Annotated in this window: 26 protein-coding genes; 8 read left to right on the plus strand and 18 right to left on the minus strand. The window is 68.3% G+C overall.

Annotated features, from left to right (window positions below):
- Positions 1-23: 23 nt before the first annotated feature.
- The 4 genes from ABTU82_RS12680 to ABTU82_RS12695 all read right to left on the minus strand — a co-directional run bounded on the left by ABTU82_RS12680 (position 24) and on the right by ABTU82_RS12695 (position 3,409).
- Entirely contained in the window at positions 24-569 is a 546-nt protein-coding gene (locus tag ABTU82_RS12680; protein WP_407173715.1) for a GIY-YIG nuclease family protein, read from the minus strand.
- Between the two features lie 122 nt (positions 570-691).
- The gene (locus ABTU82_RS12685) at positions 692-871 is read right to left on the minus strand and encodes a hypothetical protein (protein ID WP_116646738.1); all 180 of its coding nucleotides are present in this window, start codon (positions 869-871) and stop codon (positions 692-694) included.
- Positions 872-1,068: 197 nt separating this feature from the next.
- Positions 1,069-2,538 carry a 30S ribosomal protein S1 gene (gene rpsA, locus ABTU82_RS12690; RefSeq protein WP_116646739.1) on the minus strand — a complete coding sequence of 490 codons (1,470 nt, stop codon included), beginning with the start codon at positions 2,536-2,538 and terminating at the stop codon, positions 1,069-1,071.
- Positions 2,539-2,707: 169 nt separating this feature from the next.
- Positions 2,708-3,409: an NUDIX hydrolase gene (locus ABTU82_RS12695; RefSeq protein WP_116646841.1), complete on the minus strand. Its 702-nt coding sequence runs from the start codon at positions 3,407-3,409 to the stop codon at positions 2,708-2,710.
- Positions 3,410-3,588: 179 nt separating this feature from the next.
- Between ABTU82_RS12695 and ABTU82_RS12700 the strand changes: the two genes are divergently transcribed.
- Positions 3,589-4,623, plus strand: coding sequence for an aggregation-promoting factor C-terminal-like domain-containing protein (locus ABTU82_RS12700; RefSeq protein ID WP_407173716.1), 1,035 nt, complete (start codon positions 3,589-3,591; stop codon positions 4,621-4,623).
- A gap of 169 nt (positions 4,624-4,792) precedes the next feature.
- Here ABTU82_RS12700 and ABTU82_RS12705 read toward each other — a convergent pair whose 3' ends face one another.
- Together ABTU82_RS12705 and ABTU82_RS12710 are read right to left on the minus strand one after the other, a co-directional pair.
- Positions 4,793-6,487, minus strand: coding sequence for an ABC1 kinase family protein (locus ABTU82_RS12705; RefSeq protein WP_407173717.1), 1,695 nt, complete (start codon positions 6,485-6,487; stop codon positions 4,793-4,795).
- A gap of 53 nt (positions 6,488-6,540) precedes the next feature.
- A complete protein-coding gene (locus tag ABTU82_RS12710; protein WP_116646741.1) occupies positions 6,541-7,125 on the minus strand; it encodes a PadR family transcriptional regulator in 585 nt (194 codons plus the stop codon).
- Between the two features lie 211 nt (positions 7,126-7,336).
- On the opposite strand from ABTU82_RS12710, the gene ABTU82_RS12715 reads away from it, so the two are divergent.
- Both ABTU82_RS12715 and ABTU82_RS12720 read left to right on the plus strand, forming a co-directional pair.
- Positions 7,337-7,756 carry a YciI family protein gene (locus ABTU82_RS12715; protein ID WP_116646742.1) on the plus strand — a complete coding sequence of 140 codons (420 nt, stop codon included), beginning with the start codon at positions 7,337-7,339 and terminating at the stop codon, positions 7,754-7,756.
- A gap of 3 nt (positions 7,757-7,759) precedes the next feature.
- A complete protein-coding gene (locus tag ABTU82_RS12720) occupies positions 7,760-8,992 on the plus strand; it encodes an RNA polymerase sigma factor (protein ID WP_407173718.1) in 1,233 nt (410 codons plus the stop codon).
- A gap of 9 nt (positions 8,993-9,001) precedes the next feature.
- On the opposite strand, the gene ABTU82_RS12725 is transcribed toward ABTU82_RS12720, so the two are convergent.
- The 3 genes from ABTU82_RS12725 to ABTU82_RS12735 form a co-directional block, all read right to left on the minus strand.
- Positions 9,002-9,163 carry a hypothetical protein gene (locus ABTU82_RS12725; RefSeq protein WP_407173719.1) on the minus strand — a complete coding sequence of 54 codons (162 nt, stop codon included), beginning with the start codon at positions 9,161-9,163 and terminating at the stop codon, positions 9,002-9,004.
- 31 nt (positions 9,164-9,194) lie between these two features.
- Positions 9,195-9,539: a DUF2200 domain-containing protein gene (locus tag ABTU82_RS12730; protein ID WP_407173720.1), complete on the minus strand. Its 345-nt coding sequence runs from the start codon at positions 9,537-9,539 to the stop codon at positions 9,195-9,197.
- A gap of 71 nt (positions 9,540-9,610) precedes the next feature.
- Positions 9,611-11,278: a CocE/NonD family hydrolase gene (locus tag ABTU82_RS12735; RefSeq protein ID WP_407173721.1), complete on the minus strand. Its 1,668-nt coding sequence runs from the start codon at positions 11,276-11,278 to the stop codon at positions 9,611-9,613.
- An 81-nt stretch (positions 11,279-11,359) separates the two neighbouring features.
- Between ABTU82_RS12735 and ABTU82_RS12740 the strand changes: the two genes are divergently transcribed.
- Complete coding sequence (locus ABTU82_RS12740) at positions 11,360-11,497, plus strand: LuxR C-terminal-related transcriptional regulator (RefSeq protein ID WP_407173722.1); 138 nt, start codon at positions 11,360-11,362, stop codon at positions 11,495-11,497.
- Between the two features lie 198 nt (positions 11,498-11,695).
- Here ABTU82_RS12740 and ABTU82_RS12745 read toward each other — a convergent pair whose 3' ends face one another.
- Both ABTU82_RS12745 and ABTU82_RS12750 read right to left on the minus strand, forming a co-directional pair.
- Positions 11,696-13,102, minus strand: coding sequence for an HNH endonuclease signature motif containing protein (locus tag ABTU82_RS12745; protein WP_407173723.1), 1,407 nt, complete (start codon positions 13,100-13,102; stop codon positions 11,696-11,698).
- A gap of 152 nt (positions 13,103-13,254) precedes the next feature.
- Positions 13,255-14,403 carry an MFS transporter gene (locus ABTU82_RS12750; protein WP_407173724.1) on the minus strand — a complete coding sequence of 383 codons (1,149 nt, stop codon included), beginning with the start codon at positions 14,401-14,403 and terminating at the stop codon, positions 13,255-13,257.
- A 23-nt stretch (positions 14,404-14,426) separates the two neighbouring features.
- On the opposite strand from ABTU82_RS12750, the gene ABTU82_RS12755 reads away from it, so the two are divergent.
- Positions 14,427-14,984 (plus strand): TetR/AcrR family transcriptional regulator, encoded by a 558-nt coding sequence (locus ABTU82_RS12755; protein WP_407173725.1) that lies wholly within the window; start codon positions 14,427-14,429, stop codon positions 14,982-14,984.
- 4 nt (positions 14,985-14,988) lie between these two features.
- Here ABTU82_RS12755 and ABTU82_RS12760 read toward each other — a convergent pair whose 3' ends face one another.
- Complete coding sequence (locus tag ABTU82_RS12760; RefSeq protein ID WP_407173860.1) at positions 14,989-15,462, minus strand: GNAT family N-acetyltransferase; 474 nt, start codon at positions 15,460-15,462, stop codon at positions 14,989-14,991.
- Between the two features lie 336 nt (positions 15,463-15,798).
- Here ABTU82_RS12760 and ABTU82_RS12765 point away from each other — a divergent pair, with 336 nt between their 5' ends.
- The gene (locus tag ABTU82_RS12765) at positions 15,799-16,866 is read left to right on the plus strand and encodes a hypothetical protein (protein ID WP_407173726.1); all 1,068 of its coding nucleotides are present in this window, start codon (positions 15,799-15,801) and stop codon (positions 16,864-16,866) included.
- A 15-nt stretch (positions 16,867-16,881) separates the two neighbouring features.
- Here ABTU82_RS12765 and ABTU82_RS12770 read toward each other — a convergent pair whose 3' ends face one another.
- The 5 genes from ABTU82_RS12770 to ABTU82_RS12790 form a co-directional block, all read right to left on the minus strand.
- Positions 16,882-17,283 carry a hypothetical protein gene (locus tag ABTU82_RS12770; RefSeq protein ID WP_133241778.1) on the minus strand — a complete coding sequence of 134 codons (402 nt, stop codon included), beginning with the start codon at positions 17,281-17,283 and terminating at the stop codon, positions 16,882-16,884.
- 202 nt (positions 17,284-17,485) lie between these two features.
- A complete protein-coding gene (locus tag ABTU82_RS12775; RefSeq protein WP_407173727.1) occupies positions 17,486-18,967 on the minus strand; it encodes an HNH endonuclease signature motif containing protein in 1,482 nt (493 codons plus the stop codon).
- A gap of 89 nt (positions 18,968-19,056) precedes the next feature.
- Complete coding sequence (locus ABTU82_RS12780; RefSeq protein WP_407173728.1) at positions 19,057-21,963, minus strand: DEAD/DEAH box helicase family protein; 2,907 nt, start codon at positions 21,961-21,963, stop codon at positions 19,057-19,059.
- A 156-nt stretch (positions 21,964-22,119) separates the two neighbouring features.
- Positions 22,120-22,908, minus strand: a complete 789-nt coding sequence (locus ABTU82_RS12785) for a hypothetical protein (protein ID WP_407173729.1) — start codon at positions 22,906-22,908, stop codon at positions 22,120-22,122.
- Positions 22,898-23,947, minus strand: a complete 1,050-nt coding sequence (locus ABTU82_RS12790) for a GmrSD restriction endonuclease domain-containing protein (RefSeq protein ID WP_407173730.1) — start codon at positions 23,945-23,947, stop codon at positions 22,898-22,900. The genes ABTU82_RS12785 and ABTU82_RS12790 overlap by 11 nt, the downstream gene beginning before the upstream one ends.
- Before the next feature lie 137 nt (positions 23,948-24,084).
- On the opposite strand from ABTU82_RS12790, the gene ABTU82_RS12795 reads away from it, so the two are divergent.
- Entirely contained in the window at positions 24,085-25,260 is a 1,176-nt protein-coding gene (locus ABTU82_RS12795; RefSeq protein ID WP_407173731.1) for a DNA cytosine methyltransferase, read from the plus strand.
- A gap of 113 nt (positions 25,261-25,373) precedes the next feature.
- Positions 25,374-25,784: a very short patch repair endonuclease gene (locus ABTU82_RS12800; RefSeq protein WP_407173861.1), complete on the plus strand. Its 411-nt coding sequence runs from the start codon at positions 25,374-25,376 to the stop codon at positions 25,782-25,784.
- Positions 25,785-25,979: 195 nt separating this feature from the next.
- Here ABTU82_RS12800 and ABTU82_RS12805 read toward each other — a convergent pair whose 3' ends face one another.
- Positions 25,980-26,153, minus strand: coding sequence for a cupin domain-containing protein (locus tag ABTU82_RS12805; RefSeq protein ID WP_407173732.1), 174 nt, complete (start codon positions 26,151-26,153; stop codon positions 25,980-25,982).
- Between the last annotated feature and the right edge of the window lie 306 nt (positions 26,154-26,459).

The raw sequence follows: 26,459 nt of genomic DNA on the forward strand, positions 1-26,459 counted from the left end.
CGAGCGCGCCGGGCGCAGCGTGGTCACCCGCGGAGGGCGAGTGCCTCGCTCGCCCACCGGGTGTAGAGCGCCCAGGGATCGGCGATGCCCGCGGCGACGGCGTCGACGTGCGCCCGCACGTCGCGCGACAACCGGAACCACTCCGTACGAGGCCACCGGTCCGCAGCGAACTGCGCGTGGCGGCGTCGCTCGAGGGCGCGGTCGCCTCTTTCGAACGCCAGGAGCTCGTCGTGCCGGATCGCCGCGAGTCGCCGGCGGGGGTTCGCCGTCGTGCCGATCTTCACCCGGTCGTCGTAGCGCAGGTAGTACACGACGTCGATCCGCGGAGGGGGAAGCTCACCATCGACGATGTCGCCGTGTCGCCACTCGCACACGGCGCACAGCCAGCCGCTCGGCCAGCGCACCCCGAGTCGCGATCCGCAGATGCGGCACGGTGAGGGCAGCAAGTCGGTCATGCCCTGCTCGCGCGCCGACCAGTCGGCGGCCGCCGCGAGGTGCCGGTCGCAGAGAGCGACCGGAGCATCGTGCGCGGTGGGCGCGCAGCATCCGTCGACGAGGCATTCGGGCACGGCGAGAGCGTACGCGCGACCGCCGACACGACCGTCAGTGCCTCCGCAGCGCACCGACCGCCACCACCGCGGCACCCGCACATCGCGACCGCCGCTCCCCGGTCAAGCCGGTCAGTCAGGCGTCAGGCGGCGAGCACCAGCGCGACGGCGCCCGAGGCGTCCGCGATCTCGGGGCCGCCGAGGAAGTCGATCGGACCCCCCGTGACCAGGCTCGCGATCACGAGCGCGAAGACGGCCGCGATCGAGAAGAACAGGATGGCGCAGGCGACGGTCGTGACCACGAGGGGGATGCGGGCGTTCATGATCCCACGCTAGCCGAACTCACCCGGTTGGCACCGAGGGCACCACCACGTGCGACGCCTTCGGCATCATCGACGCGACCGGCGACCACCCGCACTCCGGTTCCGCAGCGCCGGCAGCATCCGCTCGGCGACGTGCGGAAACACGAAAGCGGGCCGGAACCCGGAGGTTCCGACCCGCTTCAGCGTGATGATTCAGCTCAGCGGCTGGAGAGACGCTCGCGCAGTGCGGCGAGGGCCTCGTCGTCGGCCAGGGTGCCGGCCGAGGACGACTCCGACGTGAACGACGAGCCGGTGCCGGCGCCGAAGTCGGTGCCGGTCGACGCGGGGGCGTTGGCCTCGGCCTCGATCGCCTTGGCGACCGCAGCCTTGTGCGACTCCCAGCGAGCCTGGGCAGCCGCGTAGTCCTGCTCCCACTTCTCGCGCTGCTCGTCGAAGCCCTCGAGCCAGACACCCGACGTCGGGTCGAAGCCCTCGGGGTACTTGTACTCGCCGAGCTCGTCGTACTCGGTGACCATGCCGTACAGGGCCGGGTCGAACTCGGTGCCGTTGGGGTCGACCGACTCGTTGGCCTGCTTGAGCGACAGCGAGATGCGGCGACGCTCGAGGTCGATGTCGATGACCTTGACGAAGACCTCTTCGCCGACCGAGACGACCTGCTCCGCGAGCTCGACGTGCTTGCCGGAGAGCTCCGAGATGTGCACGAGGCCCTCGATGCCGTCGGCGACGCGGACGAACGCACCGAACGGAACGAGCTTGGTGACCTTGCCCGGCGCGATCTGACCGATCGCGTGGGTACGGGCGAACACCTGCCACGGGTCTTCCTGCGTCGCCTTGAGCGAGAGCGACACGCGCTCGCGGTCGAGGTCGACCTCGAGGATCTCGACGGTGACCTCCTGGCCAACCTCGACGACCTCGGACGCGTGCTCGATGTGCTTCCACGAGAGCTCGGAGACGTGAACCAGACCGTCGACGCCGCCCAGGTCGACGAACGCACCGAAGTTGACGATCGACGAGACCGTGCCCTTGCGGACCTGGCCCTTGTGGAGGTTGTTGAGGAACGTGGTGCGCGACTCGGACTGCGTCTGCTCGAGCAGGGCGCGGCGCGAGAGCACGACGTTGTTGCGGTTCTTGTCGAGCTCGAGGATCTTCGCCTCGATCTCCTGGCCGAGGTACGGCGTCAGATCGCGGACGCGACGCAGCTCGATGAGCGACGCCGGGAGGAAGCCGCGGAGGCCGATGTCGACGATGAGGCCACCCTTGACGACCTCGATGACCGAACCGGTGACGACACCGTCGGTTTCCTTGATCTTCTCCACGTCGCCCCAGGCACGCTCGTACTGAGCGCGCTTCTTCGACAGGATCAGACGGCCTTCCTTGTCCTCCTTCTGGAGAACGAGGGCCTCGACGTGGTCGCCGACGTTGACGACCTCGTTCGGGTCGACGTCGTGCTTGATGGAAAGTTCGCGCGAGGGGATGACACCCTCGGTCTTGTAACCGACGTCGAGGAGCACCTCGTCGCGGTCGATCTTCACGACGGTTCCTTCGATGAGGTCGCCGTCGTTGAAGAACTTCAGGGTCAGTTCGACCGCGGCCAGGAAGTCTTCAGCAGATCCGATGTCGTTGATCGCGACCTGCTTGGTGGCCGGGGCGGTCGTTGCGGTAGTCATGTAGTGGGTTGTCCTAGAGGGTTGGGTGTCGGGCTCCGACGCGCGCGAGTACGTGCCGAAGCAAAGCGGATTGTCGTTCTGTCACCGTGACCCGATCGCAGACATGCCAAACGAGTCACGAGAGTGACGTTCTACGGTACCAGAACGCCCCGGTCGACCGCGATGTTCCTCAGGACGGGAGCTCGAGCGGCAGTTCCTTCGCCGCATCCCACGGTTCGGTCCAGCCGAGACGGTCGAACAACCCGTCGAGAAGCATGGCGGTGAAGCCCCACACCAGGTGATCGCCGCTGTCATGCGGAACGAGGAACGCCGGCCCTCGCCACTCGTGACCGTCGCGGCGGATCACCGTCGATCCTCGACGGGCGGGGTCGAGGAGGTCGGCGACCGGCGCGCGGAAGACGTCGGCCGATTCGGCCACGTCCACCACTCGGACGGGCGACGGATGCCGCCACCACGCGAGCACGGGGGTTACGAGGTGTCGCGAGAACTCGAGAGGGACGCGACCGAGCGTGCCGAGCACCTCGACGCCGGCCGGATCCAGGCCCGTCTCCTCCTCCGCCTCGCGCAGCGCCGCCGCGACGACGCTCTCGTCGCCGGGGTCGACCCGGCCGCCCGGAAACGCGACCTGACCGGGGTGCGCGCGCAGCGTGGCGGCCCGTGAGAGAAGCAGCACGTCGAGATCGCGCGAAACGGCACGGGCCTGCGCGTCGTGATCGCTGGGCAGCGCGTCGAGCACTCCGAAGAGCATGAGCACCGCCGCGGGGCGCGGATCGATGACCTTCGGAAGGCCCTCGACGAGCGGGCGATCGGCGTGCGCGGCGAGGGCGGCGAGCTGTGCCCGCGCGGTCTGCGGCGGGGACGATTCGGGCACGTCCACAGGGTACGCCCGACGCCGATGAGGGTGTCGCGCGGCCCCTGATCTGGCCTTTCTTGCGCGCGACGTCCAGGAACCGCCCAGGAAGGGCGTGCCAGACTCTCGGATTTGTGTCCGCGAGAACGGATGCTGCACGCCGCGCGACGCGCGCGGAGCCCCCATACGGAACTGGTTTTATGCACTCGAACACGCCGTCCACCGCCACCCGCCGCACCCGCCGCGCCGCCGATCGCCGCTCGCACAACCGCCGCGCGGTCGTCGCTTCGGGACTCGCGTTCGGCATCGTCGCCGCCGCAGCGTTCGCCTCGACCGCCCCGTCGGCTCCGGCCCAGGCGGAGGCGGGCGCATCGACGCCGACCTTCTCGCTCGTGTCGTACTCCACCTACTCCGCGCCGCTCACGGCGACCGTCGCCGCCGCCGTCCCCGAAGAGACCGTGGCCGCCGACGAAGCCGTCGAGGCGGCCGCATCGGTCACCTCCGCCGCCGCGAGCGTGCAGGCCGACATCGCCGCCTCGGGTCTCGACATCGGCGAGCCCGACACGTCGGTCGACACCGCCGCCCTCGAAGAGGCCGCCGCGCGCCTCGACGCCGCCGACGCGCTGCCGGCACCCCTCGTCCCCTCGATCACCGAAGAGGTCACCGCCCTCATCGCCTCGGTCGACTCCCGCGTGAACCAGCTCCGCGGAAGCCTCGACGGCGCCGCGGCGAAGAAGGCCGAAGAAGAGGCCGCCGCCGAGCAGGCGCGCCTCGAGGCAGAGGCCGCCGCCGCGGAAGCGGCCGAGGCCGCAGCATCCGCCCCCGTCTCGACGTCGTCCTCGTCGTCCACGTCGTCGGCATCGACCGGCTCGTCGTCGGCATCGGCGCCCGCCGCTCCGATCCCGTCGGGCGGCACCGGCGGCGACAACAGCCCCGAGGGCGCGAAGGCGACCGCCTACGTCATGGTTCAGGCGCGCGGCTGGGGCGACGACCAGTACTCGTGCCTCGTCTCGCTCTGGAACAAGGAGTCGGGCTGGAACTACCAGGCCATGAACCGCTCCAGCGGTGCGTACGGCATCCCCCAGGCGCTTCCCGGCAGCAAGATGTCGAGCGCCGGCGCCGACTGGCAGACCAACGCCGCCACACAGATCTCGTGGGGCCTCGGCTACATCTCGGGCCGCTACGGCACCCCGTGCGGCGCGTGGGGCCAGTCGCAGTCCGTGGGCTGGTACTGATCTTTCAGAACCGCTGAACGCCGAAGGGGCGCCGACATCATGTCGGCGCCCCTTCGGCGTTCCGGGTGAGACGGGTCCTCCGGTCACCACCGCGCACACCGGAGACGTCGCGGCGGCCGGGACCGTGGCGATCGAGGACCAGGTGGGAGCGTTCCGCTGAGCGATCCGCTCAGCTCGGGCCGCGTCGGTTCGTGAATCCGGCGAAGAGGGCATGCAGGAGCGGGACGAGCGAGATCGACATCAGTACCGTGCCGAATGCGGCGTCGTCGACCCGCAGCACGGCACCGGCGATGAGGAGGGCCGCGAAGAGCACGGCAGAGACGATGCGCCGCCCCATGCGTTCGAGCGAGCCGATGCGCCGATCGAGCTTCGGGGTCTGGACCGCGATGCGGCCGTCTTCGATGCGGGTCGCGAGATCGTCGAACCTCCGCGGAAGACGGGCGGCGAGTCCGGCGAGAGACACCGCCTCTTTCGCGAAGCCCTGCACCACGTTGCCGCCCTCTTCGCGGATCAGGCGGTTCGCGTAGGGTTCGACGGCGTCCCAGATGTTGAAGGCGGGGTCGAGTGCGCTGCAGTTGCCCGAGACGAGAGACATCGCGCGGATGATGAGGAGAAAGTTCTCCGGCAGCTGGAACGGCAGCGACCTCACCACGTCGCCGAACTCGACGGCGAACGCGCGGAACTCCCGCGGGTCGACCTCCTGCAGCTCGGCGAAGCCCATTCCCCCGAACCGGGCGAAGAGCTGGGTCATCGCGCGCTCGAGTTCGGCGGTGTCGGCCGAAGGCAGCAGCACGCCGACGTCGCGGATGCCGTCGACGAGGCCCTTGCCGTCGCGGGAGGCGGCGGCGATGAGCAGGCGCCGGAGTCCGCGGCGGAGCCCTTCGGGAACCTCGCCCATCATGCCGAAGTCGATGAAGGTGAGGTGCCAGGCGCGACCCGTCGTCGGGTCGGGCGCGTTCGGGGTGACGAAGATGTTGCCGGGGTGCGGATCGGCGTGGAAGAACCCGTCCGCGAACAGCTGATCGAACATGACCGAGGCGAACTCGATCGCGACCTCGGCGGGGTCGATGCCGGCGGCGCGCAGTGCGTCGACGTCGGTGATCTTGATCGCGGTGACGTCTTCGAGGGTGAGCACGCGACGGGTGGTGCGCTCCCAGACGATCTCGGGCACCGTGACGCGCCCATCACCGGCGAAGTCGTTCGCGAACCGTTCGGAGTTGGCCGCCTCGTGCAGGTAGTCGATCTCCTCGAGGCTCGTGTGCGCGAACTCCTCGACGAGGGCGTGCATGTCGACCCGGTCGGACACGAGGCGCACGCGGCTCAGCCATCGGGCGACCTGTCGCAGTGCCCGCAGATCGACGTCGACGACCTGGTCGATGCCCGGGCGCTGGATCTTGAGGACGACGCCGGTGAGTCCGGTCTCCTCCGCGTCGCCCGGCGCGAGGGTCGCGCGGTGGGCCTGACCGAGGGATGCTGCGGCCAGGGGCGTCGGATCGACCGACGCGAACGCCCGGTCGAGCGACACCCCGAGCTCGGCCTCGGCCAGCGCGCGGATCTCGGCGAAGGGCACAGCCGGGACCTCGTCCTGCAGCCCTTCGAGCTCCTTCGTGATCTCGGGCGGCAGCACGTCGAGACGCGACGACATGAACTGCCCGACCTTGATCATCAGGCCACCCAGGTCGACCGCGAGCCCGTGGAAGCGCCGTGCGATGTTCTGCAGGCGCTTGGTGCGGTTGCGAGCCGAGATCCGCGCGAGCCCGAGTCGGGGCAGGAACAGTTCGAACCACCACGCCTGCACCAGGTAGCGCGCAGCGAACCGCGTGATCCTCCGGTAGCGGGCACGCATGTCGCCGGCGTCGGCCATGGAATCTCCTTGACGCCGGCGTGCCCCAGGCACCCGGTCGATCGAATGCTGCGTCAGCCCTGGGCGAGAATGGAGAAGATCTTACGGCGTGCTTCGTCGAGCACGTCGACCGCTTCCTTCACCTGCTCGGGGCTTCCCGAACGACCGACCTGAGCGACTGCCTGCGCGAGGTCGACGCCGGCCTTCGGGAGGGCGCCGGTGCGCAGGTTCTCACGCGGTCCGGATGCTTCCCAGGGGGCGGTGCGATCGGTCTCGGCACCGGCGACCTCGCGGCCCTCTTCGGTGAGCGAGTAGGTCTTCCGACCGTCCGACTCGGTGGCGAGGATCAGGCCCTCGTCGGCGAGGAGCTGCAGCGTGGGGTACACCGAGCCGGGGCTCGGCTTCCAGCTGCCGCCGCTGCGGTCTTCGATCTCGCGGATGATCTGGTAGCCGTGCATGGGCTTCTCGGCGAGGAGCGCAAGAACGGCGGCGCGGACATCGCCGCGACCCACGCGGGTGCTGCCACCGCCGACCTTCTGCTCGAACTGCTTGCCGAACTGCTCCATCGCTTCCCAGATGCCGTTCAACGGCCAACCCTGGCCGGCGCCGCGACCGCGGCCGGCTCCGCCGAAGGCGTCGCTGGTAAAGGGATTGCTCATGATGAACCTCCTGTGTGGGCCGGGCCCGGAGAGGACTCAGCGATACTCAACGATATATCGCTCAGCACCCTTCGGGTCGGATCCTCAGACGTTGCTCAGGGTCGGGAGGGGGCCGTGCGGAAAAGATTCCGGAACGATGTCGATTCCCTTCATGCTCGTTCGACGCGATAGTGAAAGGGATGCTGGATCCCCACTGAGCGAGGAGAGAACGATGAAGCACATGCTGATCATGCGGGCCACCCAGCAGGCGGCCGACGCCTACGCCGAGATGGATTTCGAGGCCGTCATCAACGCGATGGGCGCCTACAACGAAGCCATGATCACGGCGGGGGTCATGGTGTCAGGCGATGGCCTCGCTCCCGAGCCGGGCTACGTGGTCGACTTCGCCGGCGAGTCGCCCGTGGTCAGCGACGGCCCCTACGGAGAGATCCACGAGCTCTTCAACGGCTTCTGGATCATTCAGACCGCCACGACCGAGGAGGCGCTCGAGTGGGCCAAGCGCGCCCCGCTCACCGCCGGGAACAAGCTCGAAGTGCGCCGCGTCACCGACGAGAGCGACTTCGCCGACTACGCCGACAACGAGTACATCCAGAAGGAGAAGGAGTGGCGTCCTGCCTCCGGTACGGCGTGATCCGTGACCGATGCGCGGCGCACGATCGAGGCCGTCTGGCGCATCGAGGGCGCGCGGATCGTGGCCTCGGTCGCCAAGACGACCGGTGATCTCGGCCTCGCCGAAGACGTCGCGCAGGAAGCGGTCGTCGAGGCACTGGCGTCGTGGGACCGCGAGATACCGGCGAACCCCGGAGCATGGCTCACGGCGGTCGCGAAGCGTCGGGCGATCGATGCGTGGCGGCGCAGCGAGCGGCGCGATGATCGGTACGCCGCGATCGCGCGGACCCTCGACGAGGCGATCGAGGACGAATGGCAGCCGATCGACGACGACATCGTGCGCCTCGTCTTCACGGCCTGCCATCCGGCCCTCTCCCACGAGTCGCAGGTGGCGCTGACGCTGCGGGTCGTCGCGGGACTGTCGACCGAGGAGATCGCGCGGATGCTGCTAACGACCGTGCCGACGGTGCAGGCTCGGATCACTCGGGCGAAGAAGACGCTCGCCGCCGCCCGGGTGCCTTTCGAGACACCCGAGCCCGGTGAGTGGGCTTCGCGCCTGACGACGGTGCTCGGAGTGGTCTATCTCGTGTTCACCGAGGGGTATGCCGCGACCGGCGGCGAGCGGTGGGTGCGCCCCGATCTCGCCGACGAGGCGATCCGGCTCGGCCGCGTCGTGGCGGGCCTTCTCCCCCGCGAGCCCGAACCGCTCGCGTTGGTCGCGCTGATGGAGTTCCAGCGGTCGCGGTTCGCCGCACGGGAGACACCCGACGGCACACCCATTCTGCTCGCCGATCAGGATCGCCGGAGGTGGGACCACGGGCAGATCGCCCGAGCGGTCAGCGTGCTGCAGAGAGCGGATGCGGCGGCGGCCGCCCGACGCACGGGTCGCGGACCCTACGCGTTGCAGGCCGCGATCGCCGAGTGCCACGCGATCGCGCCCAGCGTGGAGGCGACGGACTGGGCACGGATCGTGCTGCTCTACGAGACGCTGGGCCGCATCGCCCCTAATCCGGTGGTCGATCTCAACCGCGCCGTGGCCGTGTCGATGGCGACCGGGCCGGCTGAAGCTCTCGCGCTCATCGATGCGATCGACGACGCGGCGTTCCGCGGGTCGTACCTGCTGCCGAGCGTGCGCGGCGAGCTACTGGCGCGAGCAGGTCGCCTCGACGAGGCGCGCGCCGAGCTGCGCACCGCGGCGTCGCTGGTGCGCAACGCGGCCCAGCGATCGGTACTCGAGGCGAAGGCCGACAGGCTCTGACGCAAACGGTCAGTCGATCGACGACGCGTCGTCCGACGTCGGCGGCCGGCCGTGCGTCTCGATCGAACGATGACGGGCGTCTCCGCCGTGCTCTTCATCGGCGAGCACGTCGTGCGCCGCGGCGATCTCGTCGGCCCCGCCGGGCTCTTCGGTCGGACTGCGGTGAGTCATGCCCCGAACCTAGCGCGCACGTCCGTCGCGCTCACGGGGTGCGTTGGATCTTCTCCATCGCCTTGCCCTTGGCCAGTTCGTCGATGATCTTGTCGAGGTAACGGATCTTCTGCATCAGCGGGTCTTCGACCTCCTGCACCTTCACTCCGCAGACGACGCCCGTGATGAGCGACGCATTCGGATTGAGCGGGGCTTCGGCGAAGAACTGCTCGAAGGTCGTGCCGTCGGCGAGGTGCCGTTCGAGGTCGCCCTCGTCGAAGCCGGTGAGCCACAGGATGAGCTGGTCGACCTCGCCCTTCGTGCGTCCTTTGCGCTCGGCCTTCGCCACGTAGAGCGGGTAGACCGAGGCGAAGCTCGTCGTGAAGATCCGGTGCACGCAGGAAGCGTAGCCGGGGCGCGCGGGCGGGCGCAGCATCCGGATGCTGGGTGACTGCCCGCGGCGCTGACTCAGGCTCCTCTGATCGGGATCACGAGCTGCGCGTCGTACCGGCCGCCGGTGTGGAGGATCTGGGGTCCGCGGTTGATGTCGGTCTCGTGCCGGGCGTAGACGAGCGGCTTCGGATAGTGCTTGATGTCGTGCCCCTGCACGACGAAGACGAGGCTCTCCCCCGCGGCGAACCGGGTGCCCGACGGAAGGATCTCGATCTCCACCCGCGTGGGATGCGCCTCCTCGAGAGGGAGGGCTCGGCGGTGCGCGAGCACGGGCAGGTAATCGGTCGAGCGTTCGGGGTCGACCTCCCGGTGCGAGGCGCGCAACCAGCCGAGCGCTGCGGGTCCGTCTTCGAACTGGGCGTAGTACGCGAACGGCACGATCTCACCGTGCACGTCTCGCTTGAAGAGTCCGACGAAGATGTCCATGTCGGATGCTTCGGGTGCCTCCACGTGCAGGATCGCCCGGGCGTGGCCCACGACGTCGACCGCGTCGGCGAAGCGGTGCTCGAACACGACCCGCTCGGGCTGGAACGGGTCGCCGAGCCCGTGGTACGACGCGGTCGCCTCCGCGGACACGGGGTCGTGACTCATCGCGCCTGTCGCGGCATCGAGGTGCAGGGCACGGTACTCGACCTCGGGAAGAGGCCAGTCGGCGCTGTCGACGAACGACCCGACGCCGTAGCGCTCGCGCAGCTCGAGGCGAACGCGCGGCCACGACTCGAGGCCCGAGGGCTGTGCGAGCAGGAAGTGGTCGAAGAACTGCGCCTGCATCTCGACCATCTCGGGACGGTAGTACTCGGCCCACTTCTTCGCGCCGTGCACGTACAGCCACTTCTGCGGTGACGAGATGCGACGGAAGCCCTCGAGCGTGCCGCGGGTGTGGAGGCCCTGGTCAGTCCACGAGGCGACGACGAACGCCGGCACGGTGATGGCCTCGAGGTCGGCCGCCTTCGACGCCCAGAAGTCGTCGTAGAACGGGTGCTCCCGGTCTTCGCGCTCGAGGTCTTCGATCGCGCCTGTCGAGGCACCCCACCGTTCCCAGATGTAGGGCCAGAACGAGGTCTCGGGGATGCCGCCGTGTCGGGCCACCTCGCGATAGGTGTCGCTCCAGCCTTCCCAGGGGTTGATGGCCGCCAGGTGCGGCGGGGTGAGGCCGGCCACGCGCCACTGCGCGACCGTGAGGTACGAAACGCCGGTGAGGCCGACTCTGCCGTTCGACCAGGGCTGCGTGCCCGCCCACTCGATGAGGTCGGCGAAGTCCTCGGCCTCCTCCGGCGATGCGTACGAGGCCGGTCCTTTCGCGTACCAGGTACCGGGGATGTCGGCGATGACCAGCGCGTAGCCCCGCGGCACCCAGAAGACAGGGTCGGGGCCCTCGAACGTGGTGAGATCGCTCATCCATTCGGGCTTCGCCCCGCTGGTCGGGTAGATCTGCCCGATGGGCGCGGGGTCGTGCTTGCCGTACGGCGACCAGGCGATGAGCACCCCGGCGGGTTCGCCCGACTCGGGGCGGTACACGTCGGCCTGCACGGTGCGACCGGCGCGCGTCTCGATCTCCTGGTCGCGGTCGATGAGCATGCCGGGCGCGGACTCCTGGCGCGGCTTCGGCGGCGCACCCCGCCTCGATTCCGGGCTGCTGCGTGGCGGGCGGGTCGGGTAGGGGAAGTTTTCGGAAGGGGACATCGGCGTCCTTTCGTCTCGGCCACCTTACGGTCGCGAGGCCGGCTTGACCCTGACGCAACGTCAGCCTCTACCGTCAGCGGCATGACGATCGGCGCCGAACTGGTGATCTCGGAGCGCACCGTCACGGCGCACCTGGGCAGCATCTTCCGTCACATCGGGGTCGCCGATCGCACCAGCGCCGCGATGTGGGCGCGGGACAACCTCACGTCGGACGCCTGACCGGGCGCGGAATGCGCCGAGCTCGCCGCAGCGCCGCGGAACGAAGCAGGAGCCGCGGGCCAGGAGGGCGCAGGCCAGGAGGGCGCAGGCCAGGAGGGCGCAGGCCAGAACGGCGCTGGTCAGGAGGGCACTGGCCCGCAGGGCACTGGCCCGCAGGGCACTGGCTGCACGGGCGGGGGCGCGGTCAGAGGGCGCAGGTCAGAAGGGTGCGGTGGCTTCGGATGTGCGGTCGTCGTCGGGTGCGGGCCGGAAGACGGGGACTTTCCGTTCCGGTCGCACCACGAATCGTCTCCCGCCCGGGGACAGCCATTCGAGTGCTCCCCCGCTGTCGGGGATCTGTCTCACGCACCACCCGCCGTGATGCTTGATGGTGTGGTGCCCGACGCACAGTGGGCCGAGGTTCGATAGTTCGGTGGTGCCACCGTGTTCCCACGCGAGTTGATGGTCGATCTGACACCTTCGGGCGGGTGTTCCGCATCCGGGAGCCATACAGGTCGCCGCCCGCCACTCCACCAGACGTCGTAACGCCGCCGGGGTGCGGTACTGGTCACGCCCGACGGAGAGCACCATCCCCGTCTCCGGGTGGGTCAGCACCCGCATCCACCCGTCTGCGCCGCCGCAGAGTTCCCGGGCCTGGTCGATGGGGATCGGCCCGACCCCCTCCACCACCGCCGGCACCGTGTTCGCGTGCTCGTCATCGAGCAGCGACAACACCGGCACCGTGACGGCCACGGCCGCGCGGATTCCGCGCGCCGCGTCGGGGTGGGCGGGCACGTCCCCATCGACGAGAAGGTCGACCAAGACGTCCGCACGCAACTCGTCCAGAGAACGCTCCTCGCCCTCCTGGTCGCCGAGGGCGTGTGCGATCGCGGTCGCGCGGTGCTGGATCGCGTGGGCCTTCACCGCGGAGGTGTAGAGCATCACCCAACTCATCCCGTCCTCCGCCGGCTGCACCACCACCCGCCGCTCCCGCACCGCTTCCGCATGCCGTTCGCTGAGCGTCGCCGCCCGCACCGTGTCGACGAGCTTCCGCAGCAACCGGCGGAACGACCCCAGCGCGTGCGACGTGGCGAGGTCGACGGCGAGCGGCACCACCTGATCCCGCAACTCCGGCTCCACCTGGTCGACCAACTCGACGAACACGTCGGCGTGCCGCTCCGTGGTGCGGGCGTGGGAGAGGGCGTCGAGCATCGCCGGGTATCGGTTGACGAGGCCGTCGGAGGTCGCCAGCATCCGTTCCGCGATGTGCTCGGTGACCTGCAACACCGTCGCGAGCTCGAGCCGCAGGGACCGCATCACGATCTCCGTCGTCTTCCCCCGGAACACCGCCGCCTCGGCCATCGCCTCCCGACGCAACCCCTCGACCCGCTCGAACCGTTGCGCGGCGAACACCGACATCAACGTCGACACATCCGCCACCGCATCCAGGCCATCACGACCCGCCGCGACCGGATCACCGTCGACGTCGATCCACTCCCGCTCCTCAGGCCATGCGTCGTCGAGCCCGTCGCCGGTCGCCCACGACTCACCCGCACCGTGCACCGGGAGCGCATCGGCATCGCGGAGCGCCTCACCGCCGGAGGGGCTTTCATAGCTGTTGCGCATGCCTACATACTAGAACATACCTACGACACTCCACGGAAATCGGGCCCCCTGTGGACAAGTCATCGAAGGATCGCGGGCACCCCGCCACAACGAGCGCTGCAGCGGCTCCGGTGGCACCGAGCGCGACGGGACGAAACACCGCCCGGCGCGCTTCACCCGCGCACCCGCGGCCGCGCACCGACCGCCGGAACGAGCGCCACCGCCGAGACCGCAGCCGCCAGTACGAAGGCGACCGGGTAGCCCGCCGCGGGAATCACGCCACCCACGACAGCCGCCCCGAGCGCCTGACCCAGGATCAGCGTCACGAACAACAACGCCGTCCCGGCCGGCGCGCGGGGCGCGTCGATCTGCGCGGTCCACGCGATCAGCACGCCGCTCCCGGCCGTGTAGCCCCAGCCGAACGCGGCGAAGGCGACGAGCGCCCACCCTCCCCCGGCGAGCACTGCGGCCGTCGCGAACGCGACCACGATCGCAGTCACGATCCACGCGACGGGCGGCTCCAGCCTCTCCATCCACCGCGCAGTGACGATCACGAGTGTGCCGCCGACGCCGAGCGAGATCCACGCGGCCATCGATGCGCCCGACGAGGTTCCCGACGCGACGAGCATCGTGCGCCCGTAGGTCCAGACGGCGGCGGATCCCGCGCCGAACAGCAGCGCCGCGAGCAGCACGCGGCGATGGGCGACGAACCACGGCAAGGCCGGGAACGTGGGCGGCACCGCAGCATCCGCCCCTCCCCGCGCGGCCCCGAGCACACCTACGGCGGCAAGCGCGGTCACGACGGCGGCGACGACCCACGCGAGGCGCCAATCGGGCGCGAGCAGCAGTGCGAGCGCGCCGGCGAGGACGACTCCCGGACCGGTTCCGGCGTTCACGATGGCCTGGCCGCGCGGCGACCGCGAAGTCGCGGGATCGCGCTGGAGCACCGCGACCAGGGCCGGCGAGGCGAGACCTGCTCCCGCCGAGCTCGCGATCGCGAACACGGCGAAAACGAGCGAGACGGGCGCGACAGCCATGCCGAGGGCGCCGATGGATGCTGCGACAGCCGCCGCGATCACGAGCGCTCGCGCGTGTCGCGCGGCCGAGAGGAATCCGACCACGGCCCCGACGCAGTAGACGACCGACGCACCCGCCGAGACGACGCCCGCCGCGGCGACGTCGAGCCCGAGGTCGGCCTGCACGTCGGGCAGGAAGAGTCCGTAGGCCATTCGCACCAGGCCATAGGTGGCAGCGATCAGTCCGGCACCGGCCGCGACGAGCGGCACGGACGAACTCGTTCGTAACAAAAACGCTCGTTTCACTTTCGCGAGTCTAGGGTGCTGTCATGGCTTTGCGCACCCGCACCGAGACGAAACTGCTCGACGCGGCAGACGAGCTGTTCTTCACGCGCGGCATCGCCGCGACCCCGATCGACGCCGTACTCGAACGCGCGGGAGTGTCGGCCGCGACGCTGTATCGCGGATATGCGAGCAAAGACGCCCTCGTCGCCGCCGCCCTCGAACGGCGCCACGCGATATGGATCGAGACGTGGGACGCCGCCGTCGCCGCGCAGACGACCGACGAAGGCCGGCTGCTCGCGATCTTCGACGCGCTCGACGCCTTCCGGTCGCAGCCTGCGGGCTCGCGCTGGTGCGCCTTCCTCGGCAGCGCCGCAGAGTATGCCGACACCCCACCCGAGGTCGACGCGGCGATCCACCGCGACACCGATTCGATGCGCGGGCGTCTGACCGACCTCGCGGCCGCCGTCGACCCCGCACGCGCGGCGGCGTTGGCCGATCAGCTGGTGCTCGTGGTCACCGGCGACCTCGCGATGCGCTTGCGCTCCCCCGCACACACGAGCAGCGTTGCGCGCGGCATCGCGGCGGCGCTCGTCGCGGGCTAGGTCGTCAGGATGCTGCGGCGAGCGCCGTCAGCGCGTCGCCGGTGAGGCGCTGCGTCGTCCACTCGTCCATGGGGGCGGCCGAGATCGAGCGGTAGAAGGCGATCGCCGGGGCGTTCCAGTCGAGGACGGTCCACTCCAGGCGAGAGTAGCCGCGGTCGACGCAGACCTCGGCGAGCGAGGAGATGAGCGCCTTCCCGTAGCCTCGGCCTCGCTGCGCGTCGTCGACGTAGAGGTCTTCGAGCCAGATGCCGTGGCGTCCGGTCCACGTCGAGTAGGTCAGGAACCACAGTGCGATGCCGACGATCTGGCCGTCGCGTTCGACGACGTGACCGAACGCTTTCGGGTCATCGCCGAAAAGGGTCGCGGTCAGCGCGCCGACGGTGTTCTCCACAGCATCCGGTTCTCGTTCGTAGTCGGCGAGCGCCTGAATGCAGGCCAGAATGCCGGCTTCGTCGCCCGGACGGGCGGTGCGGAGAATGGCGGAGTCGTCGAGCGTGCGCGGGTTCACCCCTCGAGCGTAGAGGTGAGAAGGCCGGACCGCCGTAAAGGGGCGACGGTCCGGCCGGTCATCTCGCCCTCGCGGCGTGGCGGCGTTCTAGCCGAGCCAGCCGAGAAGGATGGCGCGCAAGTTCTTGAGGTATTTCAGCGCTTTGAGTGCTTCGTACATCTGTGACTCCTTCGTCGGTTGAGCGCAGGCTACGCCCGCCGCGACTCCCGGGGAATGGCGAACGCGATTTCCCCGTACTGGGTTCAGGAACCCCCTCCTTTCCCGGTATTTCGCGCCGGTGCGGCACCGACCCGCCATACTCGCGACATGAGTGCTCTCGGGGTGGGCCGGGCGGTACATCGCCGGTGGGTGGCGGTCACGGCGATGGCCGTATCTGCGACGATCGCGGGGGTGACGGGGGCCGCCGCCATCGCTGCTGACGAACCCGTGGCGCCGTGGTCGCGGGTCACCTCTCTGCAGGGCGACATCGACCTGAGGGCGGGCGACGTCGAGGTGCTCAAGACCAGCGTCTCGAGCCCCGCGCACCTTCTCACCTTCCCGTTCACCGACATCAACCTCATCCAGGGCGGTGGGGCGGAGTCGGTGGTCGACACCACTGTGCTGCGCGTGACGGCGGATGGCACGACGTGGACGGTGCTCCCCTTCACCAACGAGAGCACGGCGTTCATTCGCGCCGACGGCATTCTCGTGAGCATGCTCGGCAATCTGATCTACGACGGCTGGGCGCAGTCGTCGGCGACCTGCCCGATGCGCGAGAGCGCCGCCCCCAACGCCCAGGCCACGGGTATCGTCGCGGGGTTGAGCGCCTACGTCGGTCCGACGCAGCGCGTGTGGGAGTTCGACAAGAAGGCGCCCTACCTCGATCTCGGTCGCGGGGGTGCTGTCGCCACCCCCGACGCGATCCTGCATATCCGTCTCGAGAGTGTCACCGTGCCGGGCACCGAGACCGCGTCGGCGTGGGTGCTGCTGACCGTCGATCTGCGCGGGAGTCTCCCCGATGACGGCCCCGTCGACCAGCGGATCGCGACCGTGAAGCTCGCCACGTCGGAGGTCGCGTGCGTCGCGGCCGCTCCGGGTGCCGGCGGACCCGGGGTGGGGTCGCCCGGTGCGTCGCCCGAGCCTGTTCCGGGCGAGCCCGTTCCGGGTGAGCCGGTTCCGGGTGAGCCTGCTCCGGGTGAGCCGGTGGTGACGGCGCCGGGCGAGCCGGTCGTGACCACGCCGGTCGCCCCGCTGCAGCATCCGGCTGCGGTGTCTTCTGCTCCCCGGGCGACACTCGCCGAGTCGGGGAGCGACTTCCCCGTCGGGCTGGCCTTCGCCGGCGCCGTTCTGGCGGTGCTGGGCATCGGGATGCTGCGTCTCAGGCGTCGCGCCTGACGGTCGCATTCTCAGTCACGGCAGCGGAACGGTGACCGTCGGAGCCTCGGATGCGTTGTCGCAGCCCGGCCCGTTCGGCGCGTCGGTACCCGTCCACGTCACAGCGACGTCGACCCGTGCGATCTCGGTGCCGCCGGCGTCTCGCGCGACGACGGTGAGCTCGCCGGGTGTCTGGGTGAACGTCTGCACCTCCCACTGCCCCCCGCCGAGACCGCGGGCTTCGGTCAGCGCGTCACCGGCGCACTCCCCCGCCACGCACCATTCCAGATCGTCGACCGCCGCTGCTCCGGCACCGGCGACCTCGAGCGTGAGGGTGTTGACGTATCCGATCTCCGTGCACGCCCTCGGCATCGCCGAGCATCCGCTCACGACGGTGACGCAGGCCGTCATGGCGAGCAGCATCCCGGTTCGTCTCACGCGTCCATCCTCTCGAATGTGCGGATGTTTCGCCCCGCGTTGGCGGTCGCTCCGCTGACACTCCCGTCCCCTCACTCGCGCGCACCGGCACTCCCATCCCCCTCACTCGCCCGCACCGACACTCCCGTCCCCCTCACTCGCGCGCACCGGCACTCCCGTCCCCCGACGCGCGCGCATCCACCGCCCATTTTCGACCCCCGCCTCACTCCCGCGCCCACTGGCCCGCGAAGCGACGCGGTGAGGCAGATCGCAAGCGTTCCGGGGGCACCGTCTTTCCCGTTGCGGGGTCGGGCGGTTTATGGAGCCAGTACGAGTCGTCACCGGTCACGGTGTCTCGCTCACGTGTAATCCGCCACCCGAGGTTGTGACAGCGCAGATGGCAGTTGCGGCACAGCGGAACGCCGTCGTCTACGTCGGTCTTGCCGTGATGCTCCCACCAGTGATCGATGTGGTGGTACTCGCACCACGAGGGAGGCGCCGTGCAGGACGGGCCGATGCATCCGCCCTCCCGTATCGCGATGGCGGTGCGCTGCTTCGCGGAGAAAAGCCGTCGCTCGCGCCCGAGATCCAAAGGACGACCGTTCTGGTCGATCGAGACGGCGAGCGATCCCGCATCGCATAGGTGCTTCTCGATCACCCCTCCGGGAAGCGCCTGCCCTCCGTCTTCCAGATGGCCCACGCCCGTCACCCGCATCTCACCGCGTTCGCCCGCATCGGCGATCGCTGAGGCTTCGACCACGATGCGCACACCCGGCTGCCGGTCTCCGAACGCCCGCTGGGGGTCTGCTGCGGCGCCGGCGCGCAGCACCGCGATGAGCGTGTCGTACTGCAGCTGTTCGTTCGTGCGCTCGTCGGCCGCAGCATCCGCTGCCTTCTGCTTCGCCCCTTCGCCCACGAACCGGGGACCCCGGCGCGGACGCAACGCCGCGTTCATGATGGCGTGCACCCATGCGGCTGCTTCGTCGTCGAAAGATATGCGCGCCTGATGCTGACCGGCCTCGTCGATCCACGTGCGCAGCGAACGCGCCGCGAACCGCTCTTCGAAGCGCAGGGTCACCCCGACCGGGTCGAGCCGGTCGCGGGCGGTGCGGGCGTCGGCTCTGAGTTGCTCGACCGGCACCGTGTGCGCCTCCTCGAGCAGGATCTCGACGGCCTGCGCCCACGCCTGGGGCAGGAACTGCGGATCGAGTTCGGGATACCGCTCGACCGGTGGCGCCCCCAACCCCGTGCGAATGGCGCGATACTGCGGCGACGCGATACTGCCCCTCTCGAGCGCGTCGCTCAGCATCCGTTCCCACGTCGGGACAGCGGGAACCGCACTGTCGAGACCAGCGGAGGGAGACGTGTCTGTGACCGCCGCCAGCTCTTCGCCCGTCTTCATGGCACGGGTCACCTCGGCTTTCGATTGGCCGGTGATGGTCTGCACGAGAGAGCCGACGGTGCGATGGCCTTTGCGCTGAGCGAGTCCGTCGTACCCGCGGTCGCGCTCCGACCGGCGCGCAGCCTCGGCCGCGAGCGCTGCGAGCACCAGATCGGCCGCATTGCGTACCTCGGCGATGTCACGCATGGCCCGCAGAAGCACCTCTTCGTCGACAGCGGCGACGTCTGCTCCGCCCAGCGACTCAGCGATCCGCCCCGAGGCGACGGTGAGCCGCTCGGTGGTCGTAGTCGCTATCTGAACCATAGAACAAATGTACTAAGGACCTCCGACATCGGCCCGTCCACGAACATCGCGACGCCGTCAGCTCGCCGACACGAGAGCCGGACCCCGTCCTACCGCCACTCCTCGCGGGTGCGCGCAGCCGAAGTGCCTCCCCCGCCGCGTCGCGCGACGGCCATCAGCGCGAGCTGAGCGGGGCTGTCCACGGCGTGCAGCACGCACGCGCCGACCTCGCGCTCCCACAGGGCGGCGAACGCCTCTGCGTCTTCGCGGCGTCGACCGATCGCCGTCGGCACGGGAAGGTACTGCGGCTCCCTCGAACGCCCGAGCACGGTCCGAACGATCCACGCGCGCCCGCCCCGCCCGGTCTGCAGAAGGAAGCGCGGAGTGCGCACCGGTGCGAACAGCTCGGCCATCGCGTCGGCGAAGGTGCGCTGATCGGTGGGCGCAGCATCCGCGATCTCGACGCTCACCGTCGCCAGAGCGTCGCGCTCGCTCTCGACCACCGCGGGCTGCGCCGCCACGTCGGCGACCCGGCCGGCGCGGCGCAATGCTTGCCAGACGACGTCGCCGATGCGGCCATAGGTCGCCACGGTCCGCGAGGTCTGCGCCCGCTCTCGCCGCCACGCCTTCGCCAGCGGGATGCCCAGCCAGAGCGCTGCGGCGAGGAGCGCGAAGCTGACGATGACTCCCCCGTGTTCGAGCGTCGCGAGCGACAGGATGCTGCCGACGACCGCCAGTGTCGTCATGCCACCGAGCGCCCCGCCCAGCCTTCGGGACCCTCGCACGCTCGTACGGAACACCGGCGCCGTCGACCGCCGCGCCACGAGCGCGCTCACGCCCTCACGGTCGACGTAGGGCTCACCGATGCGCCAGTCGGCCCGCGTCTTCTCTCGCGGTGGCAGCACGAGCATGGCGTTCAGCCCGTCGACGGAGGCGTCGGCACCTTTCGCGGTCACCTGACGCATCGCCTCCTGCGCCGCGGACGGCAGCGCGATCGACAGCCCACGCACGACCCGCGACGGGTCGTCGGAGTCGAGCCCCCATAGCCGCGCGTGCTTGCGCCGCAGGCGTGACGCGTCGGGCTGCGCCTCGAGCGGAAAGCTCGGCGGCAGCAGGGCGGTGACCGTCCAGTTGTGGGCGACCTTCTCGGGCCACGCCGGGTCGAGGCGCAGGGTGCGTCCGCGCAGCTGCTGGGTGGCCGAGGCCGTCGCGACCGCCGTGAGGTCGATCAGCGTGTTCACCGCGGGGCAGTCCCAGCCTTCGCCGAAGAGTCCGCGCGTGCCGACGACGACCTGCACCGTGCCGCGGGTGAGCAGAACGGATGCTGCGCGCACGAGCCGCGCGGCACCGACACCCGGCGCGTGCACCTCGGCGACCTGGGTGTCTTCGAGCAAGGGTGCCGTCGCGACCGGCACGCCCAGCAGCTCCCCCAGCATGGGCACGAGCACGTCGATGTCGCGCGCGGCGATGCGGGTGTGCGCACCGGTGACGAGCATCGGGCGCAGCCCGTGCGCCGCGGTGTCGGCAACGATCACACCGAAGGTGCGGAGCGCGCCGGCGGCGCCGACGAGCCCGCCGCTCTTGTTGCCGTGCTCGGCGAAGTCGGTGACGACGAGCGCGCGCATGCGGTCGTCGCCGAGCGCCTCGCGTTCGATGCGCAGGATGTCGCACGCCGCGAAGTCTTTCGCGAGCGACGAGGCGAGCATCGTGTCGACCGGGTCGCGCGTGCGGCGCACGCCCCGGTCGGTGAGCGAGTATCCGAAATCGGCGAGCATGCGGCGGATGCGCTGCCACCGCGCCTCTTCGTCGCGGTTCGGCAGCAGCCGGTCGAGCGCGAAGCGCGCCAGCAGGCGCAGCGACTCGTCGGTGGTCGGGGGCCGGCGCGCGACGTCGGGAAGCAGCGAGACGAGCGGATGCTGCGGCGCCGCCGTAGCGAGCATCGCCGCCGCCGCTTCGGATCCGCCGAAGTCGTCGGCGAACGCCTTCGCGAGACGGCGGTCTTCGTCGGCGCCCGGTGCTGGCGGCTCGAGTTCGTCGCGGGTTTCACGTTCAGGTTGAAGCTTATGGACGAGGAAAGCGAGCCCGGTTTCGTGCGCGAACGTGGAGCGCAGCAGCACGGCGAGCCCTTCCGCGTGCGCGGCGAGGAACGCGAGCTCGTCGCGGGTGGGCTCGGCGAAGCGCACGAGGTCGCGGTAGGGCGCGAGATTGCCCTCGCGCACGACCGCCGGCAGCGGAACCTCGTCGTCGACGTCGCCGAGCAGCGACGTGTAGTTGTCGTACTCGTTCGCGTCGTCGGGGCTCGGCAGGGTGGCCGTGAGTCCGATGAGCAGTGGCTCGGTGCCCGTGGCGCGGATGCGGGCGGCGAGCGTCGCGACGACGAGGGCCCAGTGGTCGAGCAGGTGATGGCATTCGTCGAGCACGATCGTCTCGACCCCGCGCGCGACGAGCCTGTCGATGAGCGCGAGCGCGTTCGGATGCAGCGCCTGGGCGAGCGTCTCGGGGTTCTCCTTCGTGAGCTGCCGGCGGATCGTGCGCGAGCGGCTCGCGATGCCGCGCTTGTAGGGCTGGGGGTTGCTCGCTTCGAGGTCGGCGAGCCATCGGTCGGCCGATTCAGGGGCCCTCCCGTCCTGCTCGAGGTCGTCGAGCCAGCGTCGGCGAGCGAGATCGGCGAACGGGTTGGCCGTGTCGAGCACGCTGAGCGCCTGGTACGTCAGCGCAGTGAGGTCACCGGGGTTCTCGGGATCTTCGGACAGCGCGCCCGGGTCGGAACCGAGGGATGCTGCCTGCCGCACCCACTGTGCGCGGATCGTCGTCGTCGGGGCGAGCACGACAGTGCGGGCGCCCCGCCGCTGTGCGAGGAGGAGTCCGAGCAGGGTCTTGCCCGAGCCGGGCGGCGCGACGATGTGGAGCGGACCCGGGGTGGCGACGTCGATGCGGTCGAGGACGTCGGCTTGATAGTGACGGAGTGTGCCGGTGAAGCGCCACGACGCGAGAGGAGTCGGGGCAGGAACTATCAATTCAGCCTCGGAGACTGTAAGCGGCTCAGCCTTCCCGATAGAGATACCCCCGAAACAATCGCAGAGGTCATCAGTGGCTATGCATACATTTTATCGCAGTGGCTTCCACTCCGAGCCTCTCGCCTTGCATTCAAGTAACTCAGGCCATTTCTAATGTCACCACGCGGGCGACCATCTCGATTTCTGCGCGTTGTGGCACAGACCACAGATGGGGAGAATCTGGTGAGACCGAATGATGCGGTGCGGATGGTTAGACCGTTCGCACAGGTATGAACCACGCGGCGCTGCCTGCCCCGAAGCGTAGGGACGCTCATCCACGAGAACCTTGTGGCCGTCCACAACGGAGAGCGCAGTCACACACTTTGAGATCGCCTCGAGATTCGCGAGGTGCGTCTCGTATCTCGTGACGCCGGCCATCGGCGATGCGAGCAGATACCATCCGACCGTCCTGCGGCGTGCGGGGAGCTGCGAAATACGGTCTCGAACGGCCATCTTGGCCGCGCCAGAATTGTGCGCAATTGCGTTACGAAGAAGGCGCGCCTCATCGAGCTGTCCCTTTTCTGTCACACTACGCGCCATCCGGGCAAATGGCCCAGACTCCTGTAAGAGGATTGACGCCAAAGAGCCCACTCCGACATCCCAGGGCAGCCATTTGACGAATGGTCGATTTAAAGTAAGAATGGATTCAGCCAGCTCACGATTCTGAAGATCGGCAATAGGGACCGAATCAGGCAGGCCGCTAGTCCCCAACACACAGTCGTAGAAAAGATCTTCAACGAACGCCTCGAAACTCGCGTACGAACTCAAGAATGTGGCTTCTACGACCGTATGCAGACCGCGTGAGGTCAACTTCCCATTCCGGTGCAGGAGCCTCGCTTCTTTGAAGGTATAACTCTGTCGCTGCAGTTCGGTACTGAGCGACTTGGCGATCCGTTCAGCGGGCATCGCGATCGAATGACTCTTCGATAAAGCGCACTCTAGCCTCGCGACTCGAACGATCAGTCGAGGCGCCACGCAACGCTTTCTGAAGATCATCAGGGAGCTCGTCGAGCTCACGAAGGCGCTGGTCAAGTTCCACTAGCGCATGACGCATCTGCGAAGCGGAAGGAAGCGCGGATCGGGCTGACACAAATACAAACAGAGCATATACCCAAGACTGGCTCTTTAGGAGGTCCCGCGCCGGAGTAGAGGAATCGACCAAGAGATCAATTGTTCTTCTTAGCTCATGCTCAACCTGCGCTTGCTGCGGAAACTCCTCGTCGAATTGTCTATAGGCGTTGTCAATGCGAGCTTTAGACTTGGCTTGCAGACCCTCGATCACGGCCAGCATGAGCTCGCTAGTGAACTCAACATCCTTCATCTTTGCCAGGGCGCCCGAGGGGAAGAGCTTCCACTGTTCCCACACCTCAACGTGGTCGTACGCCAGACGGTAGGCACAGGTCTTGAAGGCCCCGTGATACTCCGCGTTTCGCAACTCCTGATCGTTCAGCTTCTCCCCCGTGCTGTTCAGCCTCGCGAAGAGCTCAAGCAACACGCGGTCCGGCAGGTCGGCCGGAAGCAGGTGGACTGAGAACTCGGTATCCAGGATCCGCGCCTGGAGATCGGGCGGAAGCTGATCGAAGGTTCTGCCAGCGAGCTCGGCGTTGTGTACCTTGGATAGGCGTACAGCCGTTTCGTTCTTCTCAAGAGCGATCAGATCTGGCCTGACGTAGGACAACACTGCCCGAAGTCGCTGCTGTCCATCCACTACGTGCCGCCTCGCTGACAGCGTCTTGAGGTCCCTCTTCGTCTGCAAGAAGATCACCGGAACAGGGAATCCGCGAAGAAGCGTGTCAATGAGGAAGCTACGTGCTCGCGGAGTCCACACGCTCCCCCGCTGAAAGTACGGTCGCAACTCTAGGCGACCGTCCTCGTACCAACTCATAAAATCTTGCACCGTGTAGACCGTCTTGGTCACTTCAATAGCGGGCAGCGTCTCAGCCATGGTTGAAAAGCTACCGTTCTTTGGGCCAGAGGACGGCTCAGAGCCACTGAACAGCTGCCCTGCCCGTTCTCGACTGCTCCTAGCGCAGGGCTCCAGACTCGGCCTTGGTGGCGAGACCCTCAGTAGAATTGTTGGTGATGCCTCACCTCGATCCCGCTTTCCCGCTCCGCGTCCGGCACCGCCCGGACCCGTTGCCCGCCGCGCCCGCGGTGCGAGTTGTCGATCTCTTCGCTGGGGGTGGCGGCCTAACGCAAGGGGTGTTTGAAGCAGCGATCGAGAACCATATGGCCCTGGATGTGCGGCTTGCTATCGACCTCGAGCCCCTAGCTGTAGCGGTGTACGCGCGCAATTTCCCAGATGCTCGCGCGCAGGCGACGAGCGTCGAATCCGTCTTTGACGGTGACCTAGGTGCCCCGCTCACCCTGATGGAGCGTCGCACCGAGACCGCTGTTGGAGAGGTCGACGTGCTACTCGGCGGGCCGCCATGTCAGGGGCACAGCAACCTCAACAACCACACTCGTCGCACTGACGAGAAGAACGCACTGTACCTCCGTATGGCGCGGGCAGCAGAGGTTCTGCGGCCAAGACTGGTTCTTATTGAGAACGTCCCGTCAGTTGTACGCGACCGTCATGATGGCGAGAGCGTGGTCGCACGCGCAGACACCCACCTTCGTGCTCTCGGATACGCGACAATGCAGCAAGTAGTATCCCTAGCAAAGTTGGGCGTAGCGCAGACTCGTCGCCGACACGTCCTCATAGCGGTTCGCGACCCCGGCGTAAACCCCGCAGAACTGATTGAGCTAGCGACGCACGCGCAGCCTGAGCACGATCTGCGCTGGGCGATCGGGGACCTCGTCGATACCCCCGAGACCGGCATCCTCGACCGACGCCCACGCCCCTCTGCGACCAATCTGTCGCGGATGCAATACATGCTTGACCACGACCTTTATGACCTACCCAACCATCAGCGACCCGCGTGCCATCAGCGAAACCACTCTTACAAATCCATGTACGGACGCCTTCGCTGGGAGGAACCCGCTCAGACCATCACGAGCGGTTACGGCAGCATCGGCCAGGGACGCTACATGCATCCCGATCAGACTAGGGCTCTCACTGCGCGCGAGGCGGCGCGGATCCAGGGCTTCCCCGACTATTTTGATTTCTCGCCGTGCAGCAGCAGGAGCGCGTTGGCCACAATGATTGGCAACGCTGTCCCGCCACACCTCACGCAAGCCATGATTAGCGCATTTCTACACCTTGACCATATCTCGTCCGCGACTCGTTTGACAGCCCCGAAGGTTCAAACCGCATAACGCACGAGCGGCAGGGACGCGACACGGAATGTGATAGATCACCACCGGCGGCCTACTAGACAATCGCGATGGTGCGGCATACCGATCCAATATACGGCTTGGCGGGATTTAGCATGAAGGCATCATGGGCAACGTCCGACGGAACAAGAAAGTCCATGCTCGCAAACAAACGACGCGACACCTCTTCGGAACTCGCAGTACGCCGCGAGCTGCATGCGCGAGGCCTGCGTTACCGCGTTGACTTTGCGCCATTGCCCGAATTCCGCCGCAAGGCAGACATTGTGTTTACACGAGCACGTATTGCAGTTTTCATTGACGGGTGCTTTTGGCACGGATGCCCCACCCACGCGACAATTCCAAAAAAGAACGTCGAATACTGGCGGCCAAAGCTCGCAGCGAACATCGATCGAGACCGCGACACCGACCTCCGATTATCAGCGGCTGGTTGGGCTGTTTCACGATTCTGGGAACACGAATCACCAATCGCAGTCGCGAACACAATTCACGATCTCGTACGAGTTTGACCTCGACCGGAACGGCCAACGAGATGACGGTTTCGACGACTAGATCGCACGACCCAGACCTCACGAATCGCCCCCTGGAGCCCAGGCATGCAGCCCGCCGAACACTCGAATTTACCATGCACCTCATTGTTTATTATGACCCGGAATAGGTATTCCGGATCATAAATCTCAACGCGCCCTTCATTCACAACCCCTTCACCGGCAGTCGAATGCGCTTCCCGCCTTGCTGAAGATCGATAGCACGCTGGCTGGCCCCGGCCGGATCGTGGCAAGCCGGTGCGGGATGCGCGTGTCGAACTTCTCGATCTCCCCCGTGCCGAGTGTCACATCTTGCTCGCCGATCACTAGTCGCAGCCGACCCGACAGCATGTAACCTACTCCGGGCCGGCGTGCACCCCTTAGTCCGAAGCCCCCGTGGCCACCAGACAACTTGACCTCGTAGGTCTGCGCAGGGCTCGACTCCGGCGCCAGAATCTCACAGCGGGCACCACTGATGCTCTGCTTGCGCGCTACACGCGTGGATCGGGCGCGGCACGCGGGGTTCGGATGTCGTCCAGCTAGCAGCACAGCGCGCTCGCTATCGGCGCTGCCGGGGCGAGGGCAGAACACGCTTGCCGGACTCCCGGCGCGAGAGCTTGCTCGACGCAATGCCCGCCGTCGCCGGCAAGCGCTGCG

The organism is Microbacterium deferens (assembly GCF_045517775.1).
In the GTDB taxonomy this organism is placed as follows: Bacteria; Actinomycetota; Actinomycetes; order Actinomycetales; family Microbacteriaceae; genus Microbacterium.